Raw genomic sequence first — 16,950 nt, forward strand, 5'->3', positions numbered from 1 at the left:
GTAATTAATCGCCGAACCGAGTAATGTTCTCACCCGATTTATTGGGTGAGGGCAGCTCGCATTGACTTTTTTTTACAAAAAATGCGCGATTCGAATCAAAAAAGGCGCTTTCTTGAAAGAAACGTGACTGCCATCAAACATTAAGCAGGCTATTTATTTTACTCTTCGTAAAAATTAAAGGGGTGCTTTAGACACCCTGATTCGCAAAGGCTTACTCCCCCCTTTGTAACGCCAATAAACGCGAGAAAAAGCAGAAAAAGCACTATTACTCAGGAGCTCACTCAACTATGTTTAAAAACGCATTTGCAAACCTGCAAAAGGTAGGTAAATCGCTAATGCTACCGGTATCCGTTTTACCCATCGCAGGTATTCTGCTGGGTGTCGGTTCCGCGAATTTTAGCTGGCTACCAACGGTAGTCTCTCACGTAATGGCAGAAGCGGGCGGTTCCGTTTTTGCTAATATGGCATTGATCTTTGCTATTGGCGTTGCACTCGGCTTTACCAATAACGACGGTGTCTCTGCGCTAGCGGCAGTTGTTGCTTACGGCATCATGGTGAAAACCATGGCGGTGGTAGCGCCACTGGTCTTGCATCTGCCGGCAGAAGAAATTGCTGCCAAGCATTTAGCAGATACCGGGGTGCTGGGCGGGATAATTGCAGGTGCCATAGCCGCCTACATGTTTAACCGCTTCTACCGTATTCAGCTACCTGAATATCTGGGTTTCTTTGCGGGTAAACGTTTCGTTCCGATTATCTCTGGTTTCACCGCTATCTTCGTGGGCGTGATTTTGTCCTTCGTATGGCCGCCAATCGGTACGGCAATCCAGACCTTTTCTCAGTGGGCTGCATATCAGAACTCCGTCGTGGCCTTTGGTATCTACGGCGTAGTCGAACGTGCGCTGGTTCCATTCGGTTTGCACCATATCTGGAACGTACCATTCCAAATGCAAATTGGTGAATACACCAATGCAGCCGGTCAGGTATTCCACGGTGACATTCCACGTTACATGGCTGGTGACCCAACGGCAGGTAAACTGTCCGGTGGTTTCTTGTTCAAAATGTACGGCTTACCTGCGGCGGCAATTGCTATTTGGCATTCTGCGAAACCGGAAAACCGGGCAAAAGTGGGCGGGATTATGATCTCCGCGGCACTGACTTCATTCCTGACCGGTATCACTGAGCCCATCGAATTCTCCTTCATGTTCGTGGCGCCAATCTTGTATGTTATCCATGCAATTCTGGCCGGTCTGGCCTTCCCAATCTGTATCCTGCTTGGGATGCGTGACGGTACCAGCTTCTCCCATGGCCTGATTGACTTCGTGGTACTGAGTGGTAACAGCAGCCGTATCTGGCTGTTCCCGCTGGTGGGGATCTGCTACGGTCTGGTGTACTACACCATCTTCCGGGTGCTGATTGCCAAACTGAATTTGAAAACACCGGGTCGCGAAGATACTTCTACTGAGCAAACGGTGCAGGGCGGAACTGAAATGTCAGCCGCACTGGTAGCCGCATTCGGTGGTAAAGAGAACATCACTAACTTGGACGCATGTATCACTCGTCTGCGTGTCAGCGTGGCTGATGTTGCCAAAGTTGACCAAGCCGGTCTGAAGAAGTTGGGTGCTGCGGGCGTAGTGGTCGCAGGCTCAGGTGTTCAGGCTATCTTCGGGACAAAATCTGATAACCTGAAAACGGATATGGACGAGTACATTCGTAACCATTAATTCAGGTTTGGGGAGTGCTAAAGGGCGGCGAAAGCCTCCCTTTTTTTGTCTTTTTTTCATTGATTTTATTGAATTATTTATTTTTACTGAGATCTGATTTATTCACCACTACTCTGGCTCCAGCCAGGTGGTTTGAAAATCAAACCAACCCAGATTATTGAGGTGGGCACCTTGGGTGTGCTCGGGGGCTTTTAGGCGCATCCAGTGGTGGAATAAAGGTTGTAACCATCCGCCGGAGATAACCTCCCTGATGAGTTGTTCGCTGCCAAGGGTTTGGCTACGCCAATCATGCAGATAAGTTTGTAAGCTCGCGGTGTCGCCACCCGTAATCGATTGGCGCAATAGTGGGGAGCCGAGCAACCATGCGCCAACATTCCACTCTTCAGGAACGGCAAAATTGACTGTTCCTAGCCATAAATCGACATTGGCCTCACCGCTGGCCCATGTGGGGTAGTCCAGTTCGGTCACGGCTAATTTAATTCCTTGAGTCGCCAGAATGTGCGCCATTTCAGTCACCAGCATCTGATATTCAGGGTGCTGGGCATGATAGGCCATTGTTAATATTGGCATATCGGCAGGTTCTGCCGAGGTATTGAGGGGAAATGGAGAGCATTTCTCCCCTGAATCAATCCCATGAAACCAAGTGGGTAACACACTGCTGGCTGGCACCCAGAAAGGGCGAATGGGGGCGATTAACCGCTGGATGAGATTATACGGATTGAGCACTTGTTGTAGCCAGCGGCGCTGTTTAATGCAGTGCCAATGGGGGGAGCGGCTATCACAGAGCAAAAAATATCCGCCGCGCTCCAAAAACATTTCTTGTGTTGCATCTGACGGTTTACCGGTCAGACCGGCGGCCAAACCAGCGACATAATCAATATCACTGATACTGGAACTCAGCCAAGTTGCACTCTGGATATTCGCGCTGTTCAGCTGTTCAGATAGTGGGGGGGCTGGAGCACTTGGCCGACGGGCTAGGTCAGGGAAGATAAGGACTTCAACCTCATCTAACAGCCCGCGAAAACCAAAATAGTGGTCAAAAGCTTTTATCTGTAAATGCCAGCCATCATTTTCCGCTACCCGATAAGGGCCGGTTCCCACCGGATGCGAGGCAAAATCGGGTGATGAAATCTGATTGGCCGGCAAAATCAATGCGCTGTGGTGGGCCAGCAGCAGGGGCAGTTGTGAATCGGGCTGATTGAGTTCAATGACCACACTTAACGGCCCGTGTTGGCTGATTTTTTGAATATGTGAAAACAGCGGTAACTGGGCGCTGCGAGTTAATGAGCTGATGACGTCACGGCTGGAAAGTTCTCGGCCATCGTGAAATTGCACGGCTGGGCGCAGATAAAAACGCCAGTGTAATGGGTCAAGCATCCGCCATTTATGCGCTAAATCGGTGGTGACCTCGCCGGTATCCTCATTTATTCGTGTCAATCCATTAAATATCTGCCGCACTAAATGTCGCTCGGAGCGGCGTAGTGGGGTGGCGGGGTCAAGGTTGGGCATGGTGCGGTAGTAAGGAATGCGCAGGGCTTGATAGTCATCACGTACCCGATAGCCCAACTTAGCTCGCAGCAAAGGGCTAATCAGCTGTTTATCTTCACCTAATAATGCAATGGCCTCATTAAAATCGCCGGCATCCAATAATTGTTCCGCTTTTTCGAGCAATAATTGCTGGGTGTTGCGCAATAGTTGTAGATGTGAGCGGCGGCCACGGCCAGCCTCTGCCTGCCATCTTAGCCAGCCGGCTTGTTGCATCTGAACCAGTAATGTCCGCATGTGGCGCTTGGTGCAGCTGAGTTTGTCGGCTAATTCTTGCAGTGTAATCTCAACCGGTTGGGCCCCGACGATGTTTAGTAATCGTAAATATTGCTGTTCGAGACGTCGACTCGGCATAAAAGAGGAACCTAATTAAGAAAAACTCAACCGTTTTTTATATCATCTTTTTAGCCGATAATTTTCACTACAGCAAGCATTCCTGCTCTCAGCATTTTTGCCACAGAGGGCCGTAATCTGAGCGCAATGACTATTTGAGGTGAGAAGATGACCCGCAACTTAAACAAAGACACTAAAGTCTGTATTTCTCTGGCCGCGCGGCCCAGCAATTTTGGCACCCGGTTTCACAATTTTTTGTACGATGCCCTGGACCTTGATTACCTGTATAAGGCATTTACCACTAGCGACCTGACGGCGGCGATTGGCGGGGTGCGGGCGCTGGGCATACGGGGATGCGCAATCTCAATGCCGTTTAAAGAGGCCGTTATTCCGCTGGTTAATGAGCTGGATGCATCTGCCGCAGCAATCAATTCAGTCAATACCTTAGTGAATACTGATGGCTATTTGACAGCCTATAACACTGATTATATTGCCATTGCGCAATTGCTACAGCGCTATCAGGTTGCCGCAGAGAAGGTATTTGCGCTGCGCGGCAGTGGCGGCATGGCGAAGGCGGTGGCTTTTGCGCTGAAAAATGCCGGTTTTAAGCAGGGGTTTATTATCGCCACTAATGAAAAAACAGGGCGGCAATTGGCGGAGCAATCAGGTTATACCTATCAGCCTGATATGCAAGGGGTTCACGCCGATATGTTAATCAATGCTACCCCGGTGGGCATGGCGGGTGGTAAGGATGCGGATAACATGGCCTTTACTGAAGCGGAGGTGGATCGCGCCGAGGTTATTTTTGAGGTGGTGGCACTGCCGGCGATAACCCCACTGATAAGTTATGCCAAAGCACAACAGAAAACCGTCATTACCGGGGCTGAAGTCTTTGCTATTCAGGCAGTTGAGCAATTTGTACTGTATACCGGTATTCGCCCGGATCAGGCTTTGTTTGAAAAAGCAGCGGCTTATGCCCGTGGTTAATGATTGAGGTTGAAATCAATAGAAATTGTCGCTCATACTACGCATTCATCATTTTTATCCTTTTCAAGGAAATGCGTAATGGCCGAAGAAACGATTTTTAGCAAAATTATCCGCCGTGAAATCCCTGCCGACGTGGTCTACCAGGATGAACTGGTGACCGCGTTTCGTGACATCGCCCCGCAGGCACCCACTCACATTTTAATCATTCCTAATATTCTTATCCCAACTGTGAATGACGTCACCGCAGAACACGAAGCAGCTCTGGGTCGAATGATCACTGTGGCTGCTAAACTTGCAGAGCAAGAGGGCATTGCTGAAGATGGCTATCGTCTGATTATCAACTGCAATCGGCATGCCGGGCAGGTGGTTTACCATATCCATATGCACTTGGTGGGTGGCCGTGACTTGGGCCCTTTGTTATCTCATCAATAACAACATTTAGCTGAGGTCAGCCTATGCGCGCTGTTAAGGCGTTTTTATTACCGGTGATTGCGTTTGCATCTATTGCGACATTGCTGGGGTGCAGCAGCCCGAAAGGGATTGCGGTCAATAAGCAGCAAACCGTGGTAATGGATTCGTCCGTGCTGACAGCCGGTGTTTTGGCTTCTCAACCTGCAATTTCGACATCCGCTGGCAATAATCTGGCGCGCTCGATGATTACCAATAGCCAGAATAAACCGATAAAAATAAGCTACCGTTTTTATTGGTATGATGCGCAGGGTCTGGATGTCGCGCCGCTCGAAGCGCCTCGTTCTATCGTCGTTGCACCAGACGAAGATGTTGAAATTCAATCAGTTAATAATAATTTTAATGCGCACAGTGCGCGCCTTCACCTATTTTTATAATTGCGCTATTGGAGTGGGACAATGAAAAGGTATTTATCTGTGGCTCTGGCGGCCCTGGTGCTGACAGGTTGTATGACTCGCCCACCGGTTGAACCAACCCCGCCGCCAGTCACCATTGAACCGGTAACGCCGCCGGCCATTGAGACGCCACCTGCGGTTGACAATGTTCCGCCACCGCCCAAAATGCAGCAATCCATTGATTGGGCCGCCAGTGTGGAGCCGTTGGTGGCACAAATGGTGAACAGCAACGATGTGGCGAACGGCAGCATACTATTACTTGATAGTGTCAAAAATAACACTAATGGCGCGTTGCAAATGGCGCAAGCCACCACAGCATTACACCAAGTGCTGTCATCAAATAAAAAGTTTGTGTTGATTTCACCGCAGCAATTGGCGGTTGCCAAGCAAACGTTGGGGTTGTCGGAAGAAGATAGCCTCGGTTCGCGCAGTAAAGCGATTGGTCTGGCTCGTTATGTCAGCGCCCAATATGTGCTGTACAGTGATGTTAGCGGCGATGTGAAATCGCCGACCATTGAAATGCAACTGATGCAGGCGCAAACCGGCGAAATCATCTGGTCAGGTAATGGTCCAGTCAACCGTTGACTCTTCCCTGTATGCGCTGCTCAACAGCATCATACCGGCGCTGGACCTCGCCGATTGCCATATTAGCCCGGTGTCCGGCCTGACGGGTGAAAGTTGGCGTATTTCTCTCTCGTCAAACACCGGCCCGAATATTGAGTGGCTGGCACGCGAGCAATCAGTACAGAAAACCCAGTTGGGTGTTGACCGGCGGCGGGAGCATAAACTGTTGCGGCATGTGGCTGGCAGTCAGTTGGCTCCGACAATTATTGCCGCGGATCAACACTGGCTGGTGGTTAATTGGCTTGAAGGTGACGTTGTCACTGATGGGCAATTCATTGAATTATCAGGCAATGGTCAGCTGGCGCGGCTACTGACTCGTTTGCACCATCTGCCCGCCAGTGGCTACCGTCTGGATTTGCGCGCCCAGCTTATCCGCTATGCTGGGCTGATTGATAGCAAACGCCGCTCACCGAGTTGGTGGCGATTGCAGCAAGATTTCCTGCATCGGCCACCACCGCAACCGGTGAAGTTGGCTCCTCTGCACATGGATATTCATTCTGGCAATCTGTTAGCGACTCCGACTGGGCTGAAATTAATTGATTGGGAATATGCCGCTGATGGCGATATTGCACTTGAGATTGCCGCCTTATTTTGCAGCCATACCGGGTGGCGGGGCGATAGTGACTCTGCGGCGCAACAGCAGGTTTTTTTGCAGCATTATTGCCATAATGAGCTGGGTTATCATGATATTGGGCGCTTATCTCGTCAGGTACGGCAGTGGATGCCGTGGGTTGATTACCTGATGCTGATGTGGTTCGAAGTCCGTTGGCAACAGACCGGCAACAGTGAGTTTTTGCAATGGGCAGCCCCGTTGCGCCAGCGTTTTAATTTGTCATTTTGATTTTATTGCAAGAGAGGTTGCTGTGGGGCCAGTGATGTTAGATGTTGCCAGCTATGAGTTGGATGCTGAAGAGCGTGAGATTTTAAAGCACCCGCTGGTGGGGGGCTTAATTTTATTCAGCCGTAATTTTCATGATGCAGAGCAATTGCGTGAGCTAGTCCGTCAGATTCGGGCGGCTTCCCGCGAGCGATTGGTGGTGGCGGTTGACCAGGAGGGGGGGCGCGTACAGCGTTTTCGTGCGGGATTTACCCGCCTGCCTGCGGCTCAGTCTTTTGCGGCACTGAATGATGCCGCCACGGCGGCTCAGTTGGCACAAGAAGCGGGCTGGTTGATGGCCGCTGAAATGATTTCGATGGATATTGATATCAGCTTTGCGCCGGTATTGGATATTGGTCATGTCAGTGCCGCAATTGGCGAGCGCTCATTCCACAGTGACCCGCAGCAGGCTCTGAATATGGCCGAATGCTTTATCCGCGGGATGCACAGCGCGGGTATGAAGACCACCGGTAAGCACTTCCCTGGGCATGGTGCGGTGACGGCCGACTCTCATAAAGAGACGCCGCGGGATAATCGACCACTGGCAGAAATCCGCACTCATGATATGGTTATATTTCGCGAACTGATTGCGCGGCGATTACTCGATGCCATCATGCCTGCTCATGTGATTTATACTCAAGCTGATGCCCGCCCGGCAAGTGGTTCGGCTTACTGGCTGCAAACCATATTGCGCCAAGAGCTTGGTTTCGACGGCATTATTTTCTCTGATGACTTGTCGATGGAAGGGGCCGCTATCATGGGCAGTTACGCCGAGCGCGGGCAAGCCTCGCTGGATGCCGGCTGCGATATGATTCTGGTGTGTAATAACCGTCAGGGCGCGATAAGTGTGTTAGATAACCTGTCGCCGGTCAAAGCAGAGAAGTTAGCCCGCCTGTATCATTCAGGGCCGTTTGACCGCTCGGCGTTGATGGCATCAGCGCGCTGGCAGCAGGCGAATAAGGCATTAACAGCACTCAGCGAACGTTGGGATGCCCATAAGAGCCTATTGGGATAGCTTATCAGCCCAGTAAGCCGCGAGGATAAATATGATAATTTATTTACATGGTTTTGATTCCAACAGCCCCGGCAATCACGAAAAAGTCCTGCAACTGCAATTCATTGATCCGGATGTGCGTTTTATTAGCTACAGCACTTTGCATCCTCGCCATGATATGCAGCACTTACTGAAAGAGGTAGATAAAGCCATTGTGCAAGGCGGTGACGCCAAGTCACTGATTTGTGGGGTGGGATTGGGCGGTTTTTGGGCTGAACGTATTGGTTTTCTGTGTGGCATCCGCCAGGTCGCGTTCAATCCGAATCTGTATCCGCAGAACAATATGAGCGGCAAAATTGATCGCCCGGAAGAGTACGTTGATATTGCCAGTAAGTGTATCAATGACTTCCGCGAGAAAAATCGGGATCGCTGCCTGGTGGTGTTGTCGCGTAATGATGAAATTCTTGACAGTAAGCTGACGGCGGGTGATTTGCATCCTTACTATGAAATTGTTTGGGATGAAAAACAAAGCCACAAATTTAAAGATTTGTCACCTCATCTTCAGCGGATCAAGGCGTTTAAAACGTTGGGATAGTAACAGTTATGCCCGGTGATTAACCCGTGTTTTGTTAATGACTGGTTAATGATGAGGCCCGTTATTATCTGCAATTTGGCTTGAAAGAACGGCATTGGCCGCTTTTTTCAGGCCATTTTTATGCGCAAAAATGCCATGATCGCACTTTATTCCCAATCAAATAGAAAATTTATAAACTGTGACTAAACGCTAACTATTTGAATCTTATTCCAGAAAAAATCCCGCCGCGCGTACTTTAATCAAAAAAAGTTGATATATATCAATTTTGGTATGACCAAATAACCCTGCATGATATTCTGACTATAATTTATTGAATTAGCATCAGCGAACCCTATGTTATCTAAGGATATTATTCATTTACCCTTAGCTAACAATTGGTTCACATTTAGGGGGTCATTTTGACAACGCCGAAGAAAAAAATCGTGATTATTGGTGGTGGTGCCGGGGGGCTTGAGCTGGCAACCAGTCTGGGCCATAAACTGGGCCGTAGCAAAAAAGCTGAAATTGTTCTGGTTGACCGTAACCACAGCCATTTGTGGAAACCATTGCTACATGAAGTTGCTACCGGCTCTTTGGATGATGGTGTTGATGCACTGAGCTACCTGGCTCATGCCCGTAACCACTATTTTAATTTCCAGTTGGGTTCTTTAACGGATATTAACCGCGACACCAAAACGCTGAGTTTGGCTGAGATTTGTGACGAGCACGGCGATGTGTTGGTGACTCAACGCGAATTAAGCTATGACATTTTAGTGATGGCTCTGGGTAGCACGTCGAATGATTTTGGTACGCCGGGTGTCAAAGATAACTGTATCTTCCTTGATAACCCCCATCAGGCGCATCGTTTCCATAACGAAATGCTCAATTTGTTCCTGAAGTATTCAGCGCAACCGGGTGAAAAAGGCAAAGTTAACATCGCGATTGTTGGCGGTGGAGCCACCGGTGTTGAGCTGTCAGCCGAACTGTATAATGCGGTGAAACAACTCCATAGCTACGGTTTTGAGGGCTTGGACAATCAGGCCCTGAATGTCACGTTGGTTGAAGCGGGTGAGCGTATTTTGCCGGCATTACCTGCGCGTATTTCAACCGCTGCTCATCAGGAGCTGACTAAACTTGGCGTTCGTGTATTGACCAAAACTATGGTGACCAGCGCGGACGAAAAGGGCCTGAATACCAAGGATGGCGAGTTCATTAATGCTGATTTGATGGTATGGGCTGCAGGTATTAAAGCACCGGATTTTATGAAAGATATTGCCGGGCTAGAAACCAACCGTATTAATCAGTTGGTAGTCGAGCCGACTCTGCAAACCACCCGTGATCCGAATATTTTTGCCATTGGTGACTGTGCTTCTTGCCCACAGCCCAGTGGTGGTTTTGTTCCGCCGCGCGCGCAATCGGCTCATCAGATGGCGAGCCGCTGCTACAGCAACATCTTGGCGCTGCTCAATGGGCAACCATTGAAACCCTACATTTATAAAGACCATGGTTCCCTCGTGTCGCTGTCTAAGTTTAGTACGGTCGGCAGCCTGATGGGTAACTTGATGCGCGGTTCTATGATGGTGGAGGGGCGTGTTGCCCGTGTTGTGTACATTTCATTATATCGGATGCACCAGGTTGCATTGCATGGCTATGCTAAAACCGGCCTGATGATGCTGGTGGGTGGGATTAACCGGGTTATTCGCCCGCGGCTTAAGCTCCATTAATTCAGCATCTCCTTGATATTATAGTAATTTTCACCGCGCTTGTTGCTTGGCTAAAATGCCAATGACGGCTAAAACCGTTGCCGATAATGCATTGGCAGCGGTTTTTTTTCGTTGCTATCCGCACGAAATGTTAAGTTTTCAGCATAAAACTCTACAGTAATAAATATCGCCAGTCGGATTCCTCCTAAACATATCCATTCACACCTATTATCTGGGTATTTCGTCCATTTATCTTATTGCTAGGTCAAAAGACATTGTGCAGACTTATCTCTGTTTACAGACGGCGAGTCACGCACGCCGTATTCCGGGAATAGGGGCTAATCCTCGATACCGGATGCTGTCAGATTTTCATGACTAATGTGGGGATTCTGGGGCAGAAGATGCGTGGTAACACTTTCAGGAGGATTTCCTGTGAACAAATCAATGTTAGCAGGTGTGGGTATCGGTATCGCGGCTGCTCTGGGAATTGCCGCTGTCGCGAGTATGAATGTTTTCTCCGGCGCACCGCAATATGCACAAGTTCTTGCTGCGACACCGATTAAAGAGACAATTAAAACGCCTCGTCAGGAATGTCGTAATGTGACCGTGACTCACCGCAAACCGGTGCAGGATGAAAATCAAATTGCCGGTTCAGTATTGGGCGCTGTTGCTGGTGGGGTGCTGGGCCATCAGGTTGGCGGCGGTCGCGGTAAAGATATTGCGACGGTTGCGGGTGCGCTGGCCGGTGGATATGCCGGTAATCGCGTCCAAAGTAATATGCAGGACAGTGATACCTACACCACCACCCAACAACGTTGCCAAACTGTTTACGATAAGTCACAGAAAATGTTGGGATATGACGTAACCTACAAAATTGGCGATCAGCAGGGAAAAATTCGCATGGATCGTGATCCAGGTACGCAGATTCCAATCGATAAAAATGGTCAACTGATACTGAACAACCGAGCATAATACAAAATCTGTTGTCCAAGACCTTGTATCAAGAACCCGCGATGTAGTGTTAATTCTGATCGTTTAACGTGCTTTATACTCAGTACAAAGAGTATAAAAGTTAAGCGAGTGGCATTAACATTAACGCGGGTTTCTCCTTTATGAAACCCACGTTAACTATTTGATTAAACGACGCAATGTTTCTCAAATTCGGCCAGTAGTTCATTGATGAACTTCAATCGCTGTGCCCGATCACTGAGGTCTTGTATGAATTTCAGTTTAGTGGGCCCTTCCAAACGATATATTTTCGGCTGCCGCTGCAATAACCCAATCAGATAAACCGGGTCAACTTTGTTCTTCTCGCTAAACTCGATAAAGCCGCCGCGTTCATTACCCTCAATGCGCTTGATACCCAATTTCTGAGCTTGTTGGCGTAACTGCGCCGTGTGTAACAGATAACGAGCTGCATCGGGTAGTTTACCGAAGCGGTCGATCAATTCGACTTTCAACTCATCCAGTTCAGCTTCATTGCGAGCGCTGGCGATACGCTTATAGAATGAAAGCCGGACATTTACATCTGGAATAAAGTCCTCTGGCAGCAGCACCGGCATGCGCATTTCAATTTCGGTCTGATTGCTGGTCAAATCTTCCAGTGATGGCTCCCTGCCTTCTTTCAGCGCATCAACCGCGCTCTCTAATAGCTCCATATACAAAGAGAAACCGATGGTGGTCATCTGGCCACTTTGGTCTTCACCTAATAACTCACCGGCACCACGAATCTCAAGGTCATGAGTGGCCAAAGCGAAACCGGCACCGAGGTCTTCCAGCGAGGCAATAGCCTCCAGCCGTTTTTTGGCATCGGTGGTCATCGCTTTGGGATTTGGTGTCAGCAAGTAAGCATAGGCCTGATGATGGGAGCGCCCGACCCGGCCACGCAATTGGTGCAGCTGTGCCAGGCCAAAATGATCGGCCCGTTCGATGATAATGGTATTAGCACTCGGAATATCAATGCCTGTTTCTATAATTGTGGTGCAGACCAAAACGTTAAAGCGCTGATGATGGAAATCATTCATTACCCGCTCTAAGTCTCGCTCTCGCATTTGCCCATGACCGATGGCAATACGGGCTTCCGGCACTAATTCAGCCAGGCGCTGGGTGGCTTTTTCGATATTTTCCACGTCGTTGTACAGGTAATAAACCTGCCCGCCACGGAGAATTTCGCGCAGAATGGCTTCGCGCACTACCAGGCTGTCGTACTCGCGCACAAAGGTCTTCACCGCCAGGCGGCGCGCAGGCGGAGTGGCAATAATCGACAAATCGCGCATGCCGCTCATCGCCATATTCAGTGTGCGCGGAATTGGGGTGGCGGTGAGTGTCAGAATATCGACGTCGGCACGCATTGCTTTGATGCGCTCTTTATGGCGCACCCCAAAGCGGTGTTCTTCATCAACAATCAGCAGGCCGAGATCTTGCCAGCGCAAGTCACTTTGCAGCAATTTATGGGTGCCAATGACAATGTCGACTTTGCCCTGTGCGGCTTGCTCCAGTATAACTTGCTGCTCTTTGGCACTGCGAAAGCGTGACATCATTTCAATGCGCACCGGCCAGGTGGCAAAGCGGTCACGGAAGTTGTCAAAATGCTGTTGGGCGAGCAGGGTGGTCGGCACCAATACCGCCACCTGCTTATTATTCGCCACCGCCAGGAATGCTGCCCGCATGGCCACTTCGGTTTTACCGAAACCCACATCACCGCACACTAGGCGGTCCATGGCTAGCGGTCGGCACATATCACTGAGCACAGCATTGATAGCTTGTTCCTGATCCGGCGTGGTTTCGAACGGGAAACTTTGGCAGAACAACTGATATTGTTCTCTATCAAGCTTGAATTTAAAGCCCGATTTGGCGGCGCGTTGGGCATAAATATCCAGCAGCTCCGCGGCCACATCACGGACTTTCTCGGCAGCTTTCTGCCGTGCGCGGCTCCAAGCATCGCCCCCCAATTTATGCAATGGTGCATTTTCATCAGCGCCACCGGAGTAGCGGCTTATCAGGTGCAATGATGATACCGGCACATACAGCTTGTCTTCCCCGGCATAGGTCAATATCAGGTATTCAGCTTTAATTCCGCCGGCTTCGAGTGTGGTTAGGCCCAGATAGCGGCCTACGCCGTGTTCCAAGTGAACCACTGGCTGACCAGGGCGCAACTCTGCCAGATTGCGGATTAATGTATCCGTATTAATGGTGCGGCGATTATCCTGACGGCGACGGCTGACCCGCTCGCCCAATAGGTCGCTTTCACAAATCAGTGCTAATTGCTTATTGGTATCAAGGAAGCCGCGTTCACTGGCACCAACCATCAGATAATGGCCGGGAGCGGTGGCCTGAGATAACTGGGTTATCAGCGTTGGGCTGATTTTTATCCGTGCCAGCAAATCTTGTAGAGTTTCGCGCCGCCCCTCACTTTCCACCGAGAACACGACACTGCCGCTAAATGACTCAATAAAGCGCCGCAAATTATCTAAAGGCGCTTTTTGCTGGGCCTGAACGGCTAAATCAGGCAGCGCCTGATAATGTAAGTTGGTATTGGCGGCTTTGGTGGGCAATTCAGCGGTCTTGAATTGAACCCGTGGCCACTCTTTTAACTCACCAAATAGCGAATCGACCCGGAGCCAGAGTGTGTCCGGGGCCAGCAATGGGCGCATAGGGTCAATGCGACGGCTTTCAAAACGCTGATTAACATCGAGCCAAAAGCGCTCGGCGGAGCTCTCCAGTGAGCCGGTATTAATCAGTAAGGTATTTTTAGGCAAGTAACTAAAGAGTGTGGGCAATGGTTGGCTGAAAAACAGCGGTTGCCAGTATTCAATACCGGCAGGCCAGATGCCTTTACTCACTTGCTGATAGATATGTTCAGCATCGCGGCGCACTTCAAACTGTTCACGCCATTGGCTGCGGAATAATTCAATGGCGGTTTTATCGATCGGGAATTCATGGGCCGGGAGTAAATTGATTTGTTCAACTTCTGATAATGTGCGCTGCGAATCCACATCAAATACGCGCAAACTATCAATGTCATCATCAAAAAAATCAATGCGATATGGCTCTTCACTGCCCATCGGGTACAAGTCAAGCAACGCGCCGCGGGTAGCAAATTCGCCATGCTCCATGACTTGATCAACACTGCGATATCCCGCTTGTTCGAGTTGAGCGCGCAACTTATCTCGCGACAGATGCTGGCCTTTTTTCATCACTAAAGCATGGCCATGCAGGAATTCATGCGGGCAAACCCGTTGCATCAAGGTATTAACCGGGAGAATAATAACACCGCGTTCCATGGTTGGAAGCTGGTATAAGCAAGAAAGACGGGCTGAAATAATATCCTGATGAGGTGAGAAACTGTCGTAAGGCAGTGTTTCCCAGTCGGAAAGGGTGGTGACCGGACGGGGAGAAAACTGCTGAATCTCATCACGTAGGCGCAGCGCCGTTTGCATATCCGGGGTAATTAACATTACCGGGCCATCATGGCGTTCAATGATTTCTGCACACTCGACGGCACAAGCTGAGCCAGTCAACTGGCCTAACTGGCGGGTATCGCCAGCTCGCGTTGGCAATGAATAACGATGTTGTTGGGACATAAGCAGTTAAACAGTCTCTTGGTATAGGGTTGGCCCGTGTTCTATTTCAACAGGACAGTTTCAGCACAACAGACGACAAATTATCTCGGCGGCTATCCTAGCACGTACGGGGGCATAGCCACAGATTGACGCTCTGAATTGGAATAAAAGCCGGAGATATAGGCGGTTAATGGTTCCATAAAGCGGTAGTACCCTTTATTATCCTCGATCACTTTGCTTTAGCAACAGGATCTAAACAGATTTCATGTATCAACCTGTCGCATTATTTATTGGCCTGCGTTATATGCGCGGCCGTGCATCTGACCGTTTTGGTCGGTTCGTTTCATGGCTTTCTACCATCGGCATCACGCTCGGCGTGATGGCGTTGATCACCGTGTTATCGGTGATGAATGGTTTTGAGCGTGATTTGCAGAATAACATTTTGGGGCTGATGCCGCAGGCGCTGATTACCACGCCGCAAGGCTCTCTTGACCCCAATAAAATCCCAGCCTCATCACTGAAATCACTTAATGGTGTCACTGATATTGTGCCGTTAACCACCGCCGATGTGGTGTTGCAAAGCGCGCGCAATCTGGCCGCCGGTGTGATGCTTGGTGTTGACCCCAATCAGCATGAGCCGCTGGCAGATTACTTGGTCAATGTGAAACTAAAGGATTTGCAGCCGGGGAGTTACAATATGATCCTCGGAGAAAAGCTAGCCGGTCAGTTGGGCGTCAAGCGGGGTGAAACATTGCGTTTGATGGTGCCGAGCGCCAGCCAGTTCACGCCAATGGGCCGTATTCCCAGCCAGCGCCTGTTTAATGTCATTGGAACATTTGCCGCTGACAGTGAAGTGGATGGCTACCAAATACTGGTAAATCAACAGGATGCTTCGCGCTTGATGCGCTATCCTGCGGGCAATATTACCGGCTGGCGTTTATTTCTCTCACAACCGCTGACTGTCGATAGCTTAAGCCAACAAACCTTACCGGCAGACACGGTTTGGAAAGACTGGCGTGACCGGAAAGGCGAGCTCTTCCAGGCGGTACGGATGGAGAAGAATATGATGGGGTTGCTGCTCAGCCTGATTATTGCTGTCGCTGCCTTTAATATCATTACCTCGCTCGGCTTATTAGTGATGGAGAAACAGGGCGAAGTGGCGATTTTGCAAACCCAAGGGTTGAGTCGCCGCCAAATCATGCTGGTGTTTATGGTGCAGGGCGCCACTGCTGGGGTGATTGGCGCGCTGCTAGGCGCTGGGCTGGGTATTTTACTGGCCAGCCAATTGAATACCATCATTCCGGTGCTCGGTTTACTGATTGATGGTGCCACCTTGCCTGTGGAGATTAACCCTGTTCAGGTGGCCGTGATTGCTTTGGTGGCGATGGCGATTGCTTTGCTCTCGACGCTTTACCCTTCCTGGCGCGCTGCCGCCGCACAACCTGCCGAGGCTTTACGCTATGAGTAATCATCCTTTATTACAGTGTTTAAACCTGTGCAAGCGCTATCAGGAAGGCCAACTGCATACCGACGTATTGCGCAATGTGTCCTTTACTATTGAAGCCGGTGAATTGATGGCGATTGTCGGCAGCTCTGGTTCGGGCAAAAGCACTTTATTGCACCTGCTGGGCGGCCTAGATTCTCCCACTTCCGGGGAAGTTATTTATCAAGGGCGTTCACTGAATCAATTGTCTTCCACAGCTAAAGCTGAATTACGTAATCGCGAGTTAGGTTTTATCTATCAATTTCACCATTTGTTGCCTGATTTTACCGCATTGGAAAATGTGGCAATGCCATTGCTGATTGGTGGGGCTAAACCGAGTGAAGCACAGGATAAAGCCCGGGCTATGTTGGCCGCCGTGGGGCTGGAAAAGCGCAGCAAGCATCGCCCGTCCGAGTTATCTGGCGGCGAACGCCAACGAGTGGCGATTGCGCGTTCGCTAGTCAATAACCCCTCACTGGTATTGGCGGATGAACCGACCGGTAACCTTGACCAGCGCAATGCCGATAGCATTTTTAATTTGTTAGGTGAATTGAATGTGCGCCAGGGGACGGCCTTTTTAGTCGTCACTCACGATTTGCAATTGGCGAAACGCATGAGTCGCCAGTTAGAAATGCGTGATGGTCAGCTACAACAGCACTTGACGTTGGTGGGGGCGCAATAGTG

At 49.9% G+C, this 16,950-nt stretch carries 14 protein-coding genes; 12 read left to right on the top strand and 2 right to left on the bottom strand.

What is annotated here, in order from left to right:
* The first annotated feature begins 287 nt into the window (after positions 1-287).
* Positions 288-1,721: a PTS glucose transporter subunit IIBC gene (gene ptsG / locus D5F51_RS06510; protein ID WP_025378686.1), complete on the top strand. Its 1,434-nt coding sequence runs from the start codon at positions 288-290 to the stop codon at positions 1,719-1,721.
* Positions 1,722-1,829: 108 nt separating this feature from the next.
* On the opposite strand, the gene D5F51_RS06515 is transcribed toward ptsG, so the two are convergent.
* Positions 1,830-3,620 carry an SgrR family transcriptional regulator gene (locus tag D5F51_RS06515; protein WP_129195934.1) on the bottom strand — a complete coding sequence of 597 codons (1,791 nt, stop codon included), beginning with the start codon at positions 3,618-3,620 and terminating at the stop codon, positions 1,830-1,832.
* Between the two features lie 147 nt (positions 3,621-3,767).
* On the opposite strand from D5F51_RS06515, the gene D5F51_RS06520 reads away from it, so the two are divergent.
* The 9 genes from D5F51_RS06520 (at position 3,768) to D5F51_RS06560 (ending at position 11,193) form a co-directional block, all read left to right on the top strand.
* Positions 3,768-4,586 (top strand): shikimate 5-dehydrogenase, encoded by an 819-nt coding sequence (locus tag D5F51_RS06520; protein ID WP_129195935.1) that lies wholly within the window; start codon positions 3,768-3,770, stop codon positions 4,584-4,586.
* A gap of 78 nt (positions 4,587-4,664) precedes the next feature.
* On the top strand, positions 4,665-5,018 hold the full coding sequence (gene hinT, locus D5F51_RS06525; protein WP_129195936.1) for a purine nucleoside phosphoramidase: 354 nt from the start codon (positions 4,665-4,667) through the stop codon (positions 5,016-5,018).
* A 23-nt stretch (positions 5,019-5,041) separates the two neighbouring features.
* Positions 5,042-5,431: a YcfL family putative periplasmic lipoprotein gene (locus D5F51_RS06530; protein WP_129195937.1), complete on the top strand. Its 390-nt coding sequence runs from the start codon at positions 5,042-5,044 to the stop codon at positions 5,429-5,431.
* Positions 5,432-5,452: 21 nt separating this feature from the next.
* A complete protein-coding gene (gene lpoB / locus D5F51_RS06535) occupies positions 5,453-6,034 on the top strand; it encodes a penicillin-binding protein activator LpoB (RefSeq protein WP_129195938.1) in 582 nt (193 codons plus the stop codon).
* Entirely contained in the window at positions 6,015-6,914 is a 900-nt protein-coding gene (gene thiK / locus D5F51_RS06540; RefSeq protein ID WP_129195939.1) for a thiamine kinase, read from the top strand. Before lpoB ends, thiK begins: the two co-directional genes overlap by 20 nt.
* Before the next feature lie 22 nt (positions 6,915-6,936).
* Positions 6,937-7,965, top strand: a complete 1,029-nt coding sequence (gene nagZ, locus D5F51_RS06545) for a beta-N-acetylhexosaminidase (protein ID WP_129195940.1) — start codon at positions 6,937-6,939, stop codon at positions 7,963-7,965.
* Positions 7,966-7,996: 31 nt separating this feature from the next.
* Positions 7,997-8,539, top strand: a complete 543-nt coding sequence (gene ycfP / locus D5F51_RS06550; RefSeq protein WP_025378677.1) for an alpha/beta hydrolase YcfP — start codon at positions 7,997-7,999, stop codon at positions 8,537-8,539.
* Positions 8,540-8,937: 398 nt separating this feature from the next.
* A complete protein-coding gene (locus D5F51_RS06555; RefSeq protein WP_129195941.1) occupies positions 8,938-10,242 on the top strand; it encodes an NAD(P)/FAD-dependent oxidoreductase in 1,305 nt (434 codons plus the stop codon).
* A 411-nt stretch (positions 10,243-10,653) separates the two neighbouring features.
* The gene (locus D5F51_RS06560; RefSeq protein WP_025378675.1) at positions 10,654-11,193 is read left to right on the top strand and encodes a glycine zipper 2TM domain-containing protein; all 540 of its coding nucleotides are present in this window, start codon (positions 10,654-10,656) and stop codon (positions 11,191-11,193) included.
* Between the two features lie 164 nt (positions 11,194-11,357).
* On the opposite strand, the gene mfd is transcribed toward D5F51_RS06560, so the two are convergent.
* The gene (gene mfd, locus D5F51_RS06565) at positions 11,358-14,804 is read right to left on the bottom strand and encodes a transcription-repair coupling factor (RefSeq protein WP_129195942.1); all 3,447 of its coding nucleotides are present in this window, start codon (positions 14,802-14,804) and stop codon (positions 11,358-11,360) included.
* A gap of 244 nt (positions 14,805-15,048) precedes the next feature.
* Between mfd and lolC the strand changes: the two genes are divergently transcribed.
* Positions 15,049-16,251 carry a lipoprotein-releasing ABC transporter permease subunit LolC gene (lolC, locus tag D5F51_RS06570; protein WP_025378673.1) on the top strand — a complete coding sequence of 401 codons (1,203 nt, stop codon included), beginning with the start codon at positions 15,049-15,051 and terminating at the stop codon, positions 16,249-16,251.
* Positions 16,244-16,948: a lipoprotein-releasing ABC transporter ATP-binding protein LolD gene (lolD, locus tag D5F51_RS06575; protein ID WP_032819517.1), complete on the top strand. Its 705-nt coding sequence runs from the start codon at positions 16,244-16,246 to the stop codon at positions 16,946-16,948. Before lolC ends, lolD begins: the two co-directional genes overlap by 8 nt.
* The last annotated feature ends 2 nt before the right edge of the window (positions 16,949-16,950 follow it).

This window comes from Yersinia hibernica, from assembly GCF_004124235.1.
GTDB classification, from domain to species: domain Bacteria; phylum Pseudomonadota; class Gammaproteobacteria; order Enterobacterales; family Enterobacteriaceae; genus Yersinia; species Yersinia hibernica.

Excerpts from the sequence above, each read along its gene's own strand:
- ptsG (WP_025378686.1), top strand. The coding sequence starts at position 288 with ATGTTTAAAAACGCATTTGCAAACCTGCAAAAGGTAGGTAAATCGCTA.
- D5F51_RS06515 (WP_129195934.1), bottom strand. The coding sequence starts at position 3,620 with ATGCCGAGTCGACGTCTCGAACAGCAATATTTACGATTACTAAACATC.
- D5F51_RS06520 (WP_129195935.1), top strand. The coding sequence starts at position 3,768 with ATGACCCGCAACTTAAACAAAGACACTAAAGTCTGTATTTCTCTGGCC.
- hinT (WP_129195936.1), top strand. The coding sequence starts at position 4,665 with ATGGCCGAAGAAACGATTTTTAGCAAAATTATCCGCCGTGAAATCCCT.
- D5F51_RS06530 (WP_129195937.1), top strand. The coding sequence starts at position 5,042 with ATGCGCGCTGTTAAGGCGTTTTTATTACCGGTGATTGCGTTTGCATCT.
- lpoB (WP_129195938.1), top strand. The coding sequence starts at position 5,453 with ATGAAAAGGTATTTATCTGTGGCTCTGGCGGCCCTGGTGCTGACAGGT.
- thiK (WP_129195939.1), top strand. The coding sequence starts at position 6,015 with ATGGTCCAGTCAACCGTTGACTCTTCCCTGTATGCGCTGCTCAACAGC.
- ycfP (WP_025378677.1), top strand. The coding sequence starts at position 7,997 with ATGATAATTTATTTACATGGTTTTGATTCCAACAGCCCCGGCAATCAC.
- mfd (WP_129195942.1), bottom strand. The coding sequence starts at position 14,804 with ATGTCCCAACAACATCGTTATTCATTGCCAACGCGAGCTGGCGATACC.
- lolC (WP_025378673.1), top strand. The coding sequence starts at position 15,049 with ATGTATCAACCTGTCGCATTATTTATTGGCCTGCGTTATATGCGCGGC.
- lolD (WP_032819517.1), top strand. The coding sequence starts at position 16,244 with ATGAGTAATCATCCTTTATTACAGTGTTTAAACCTGTGCAAGCGCTAT.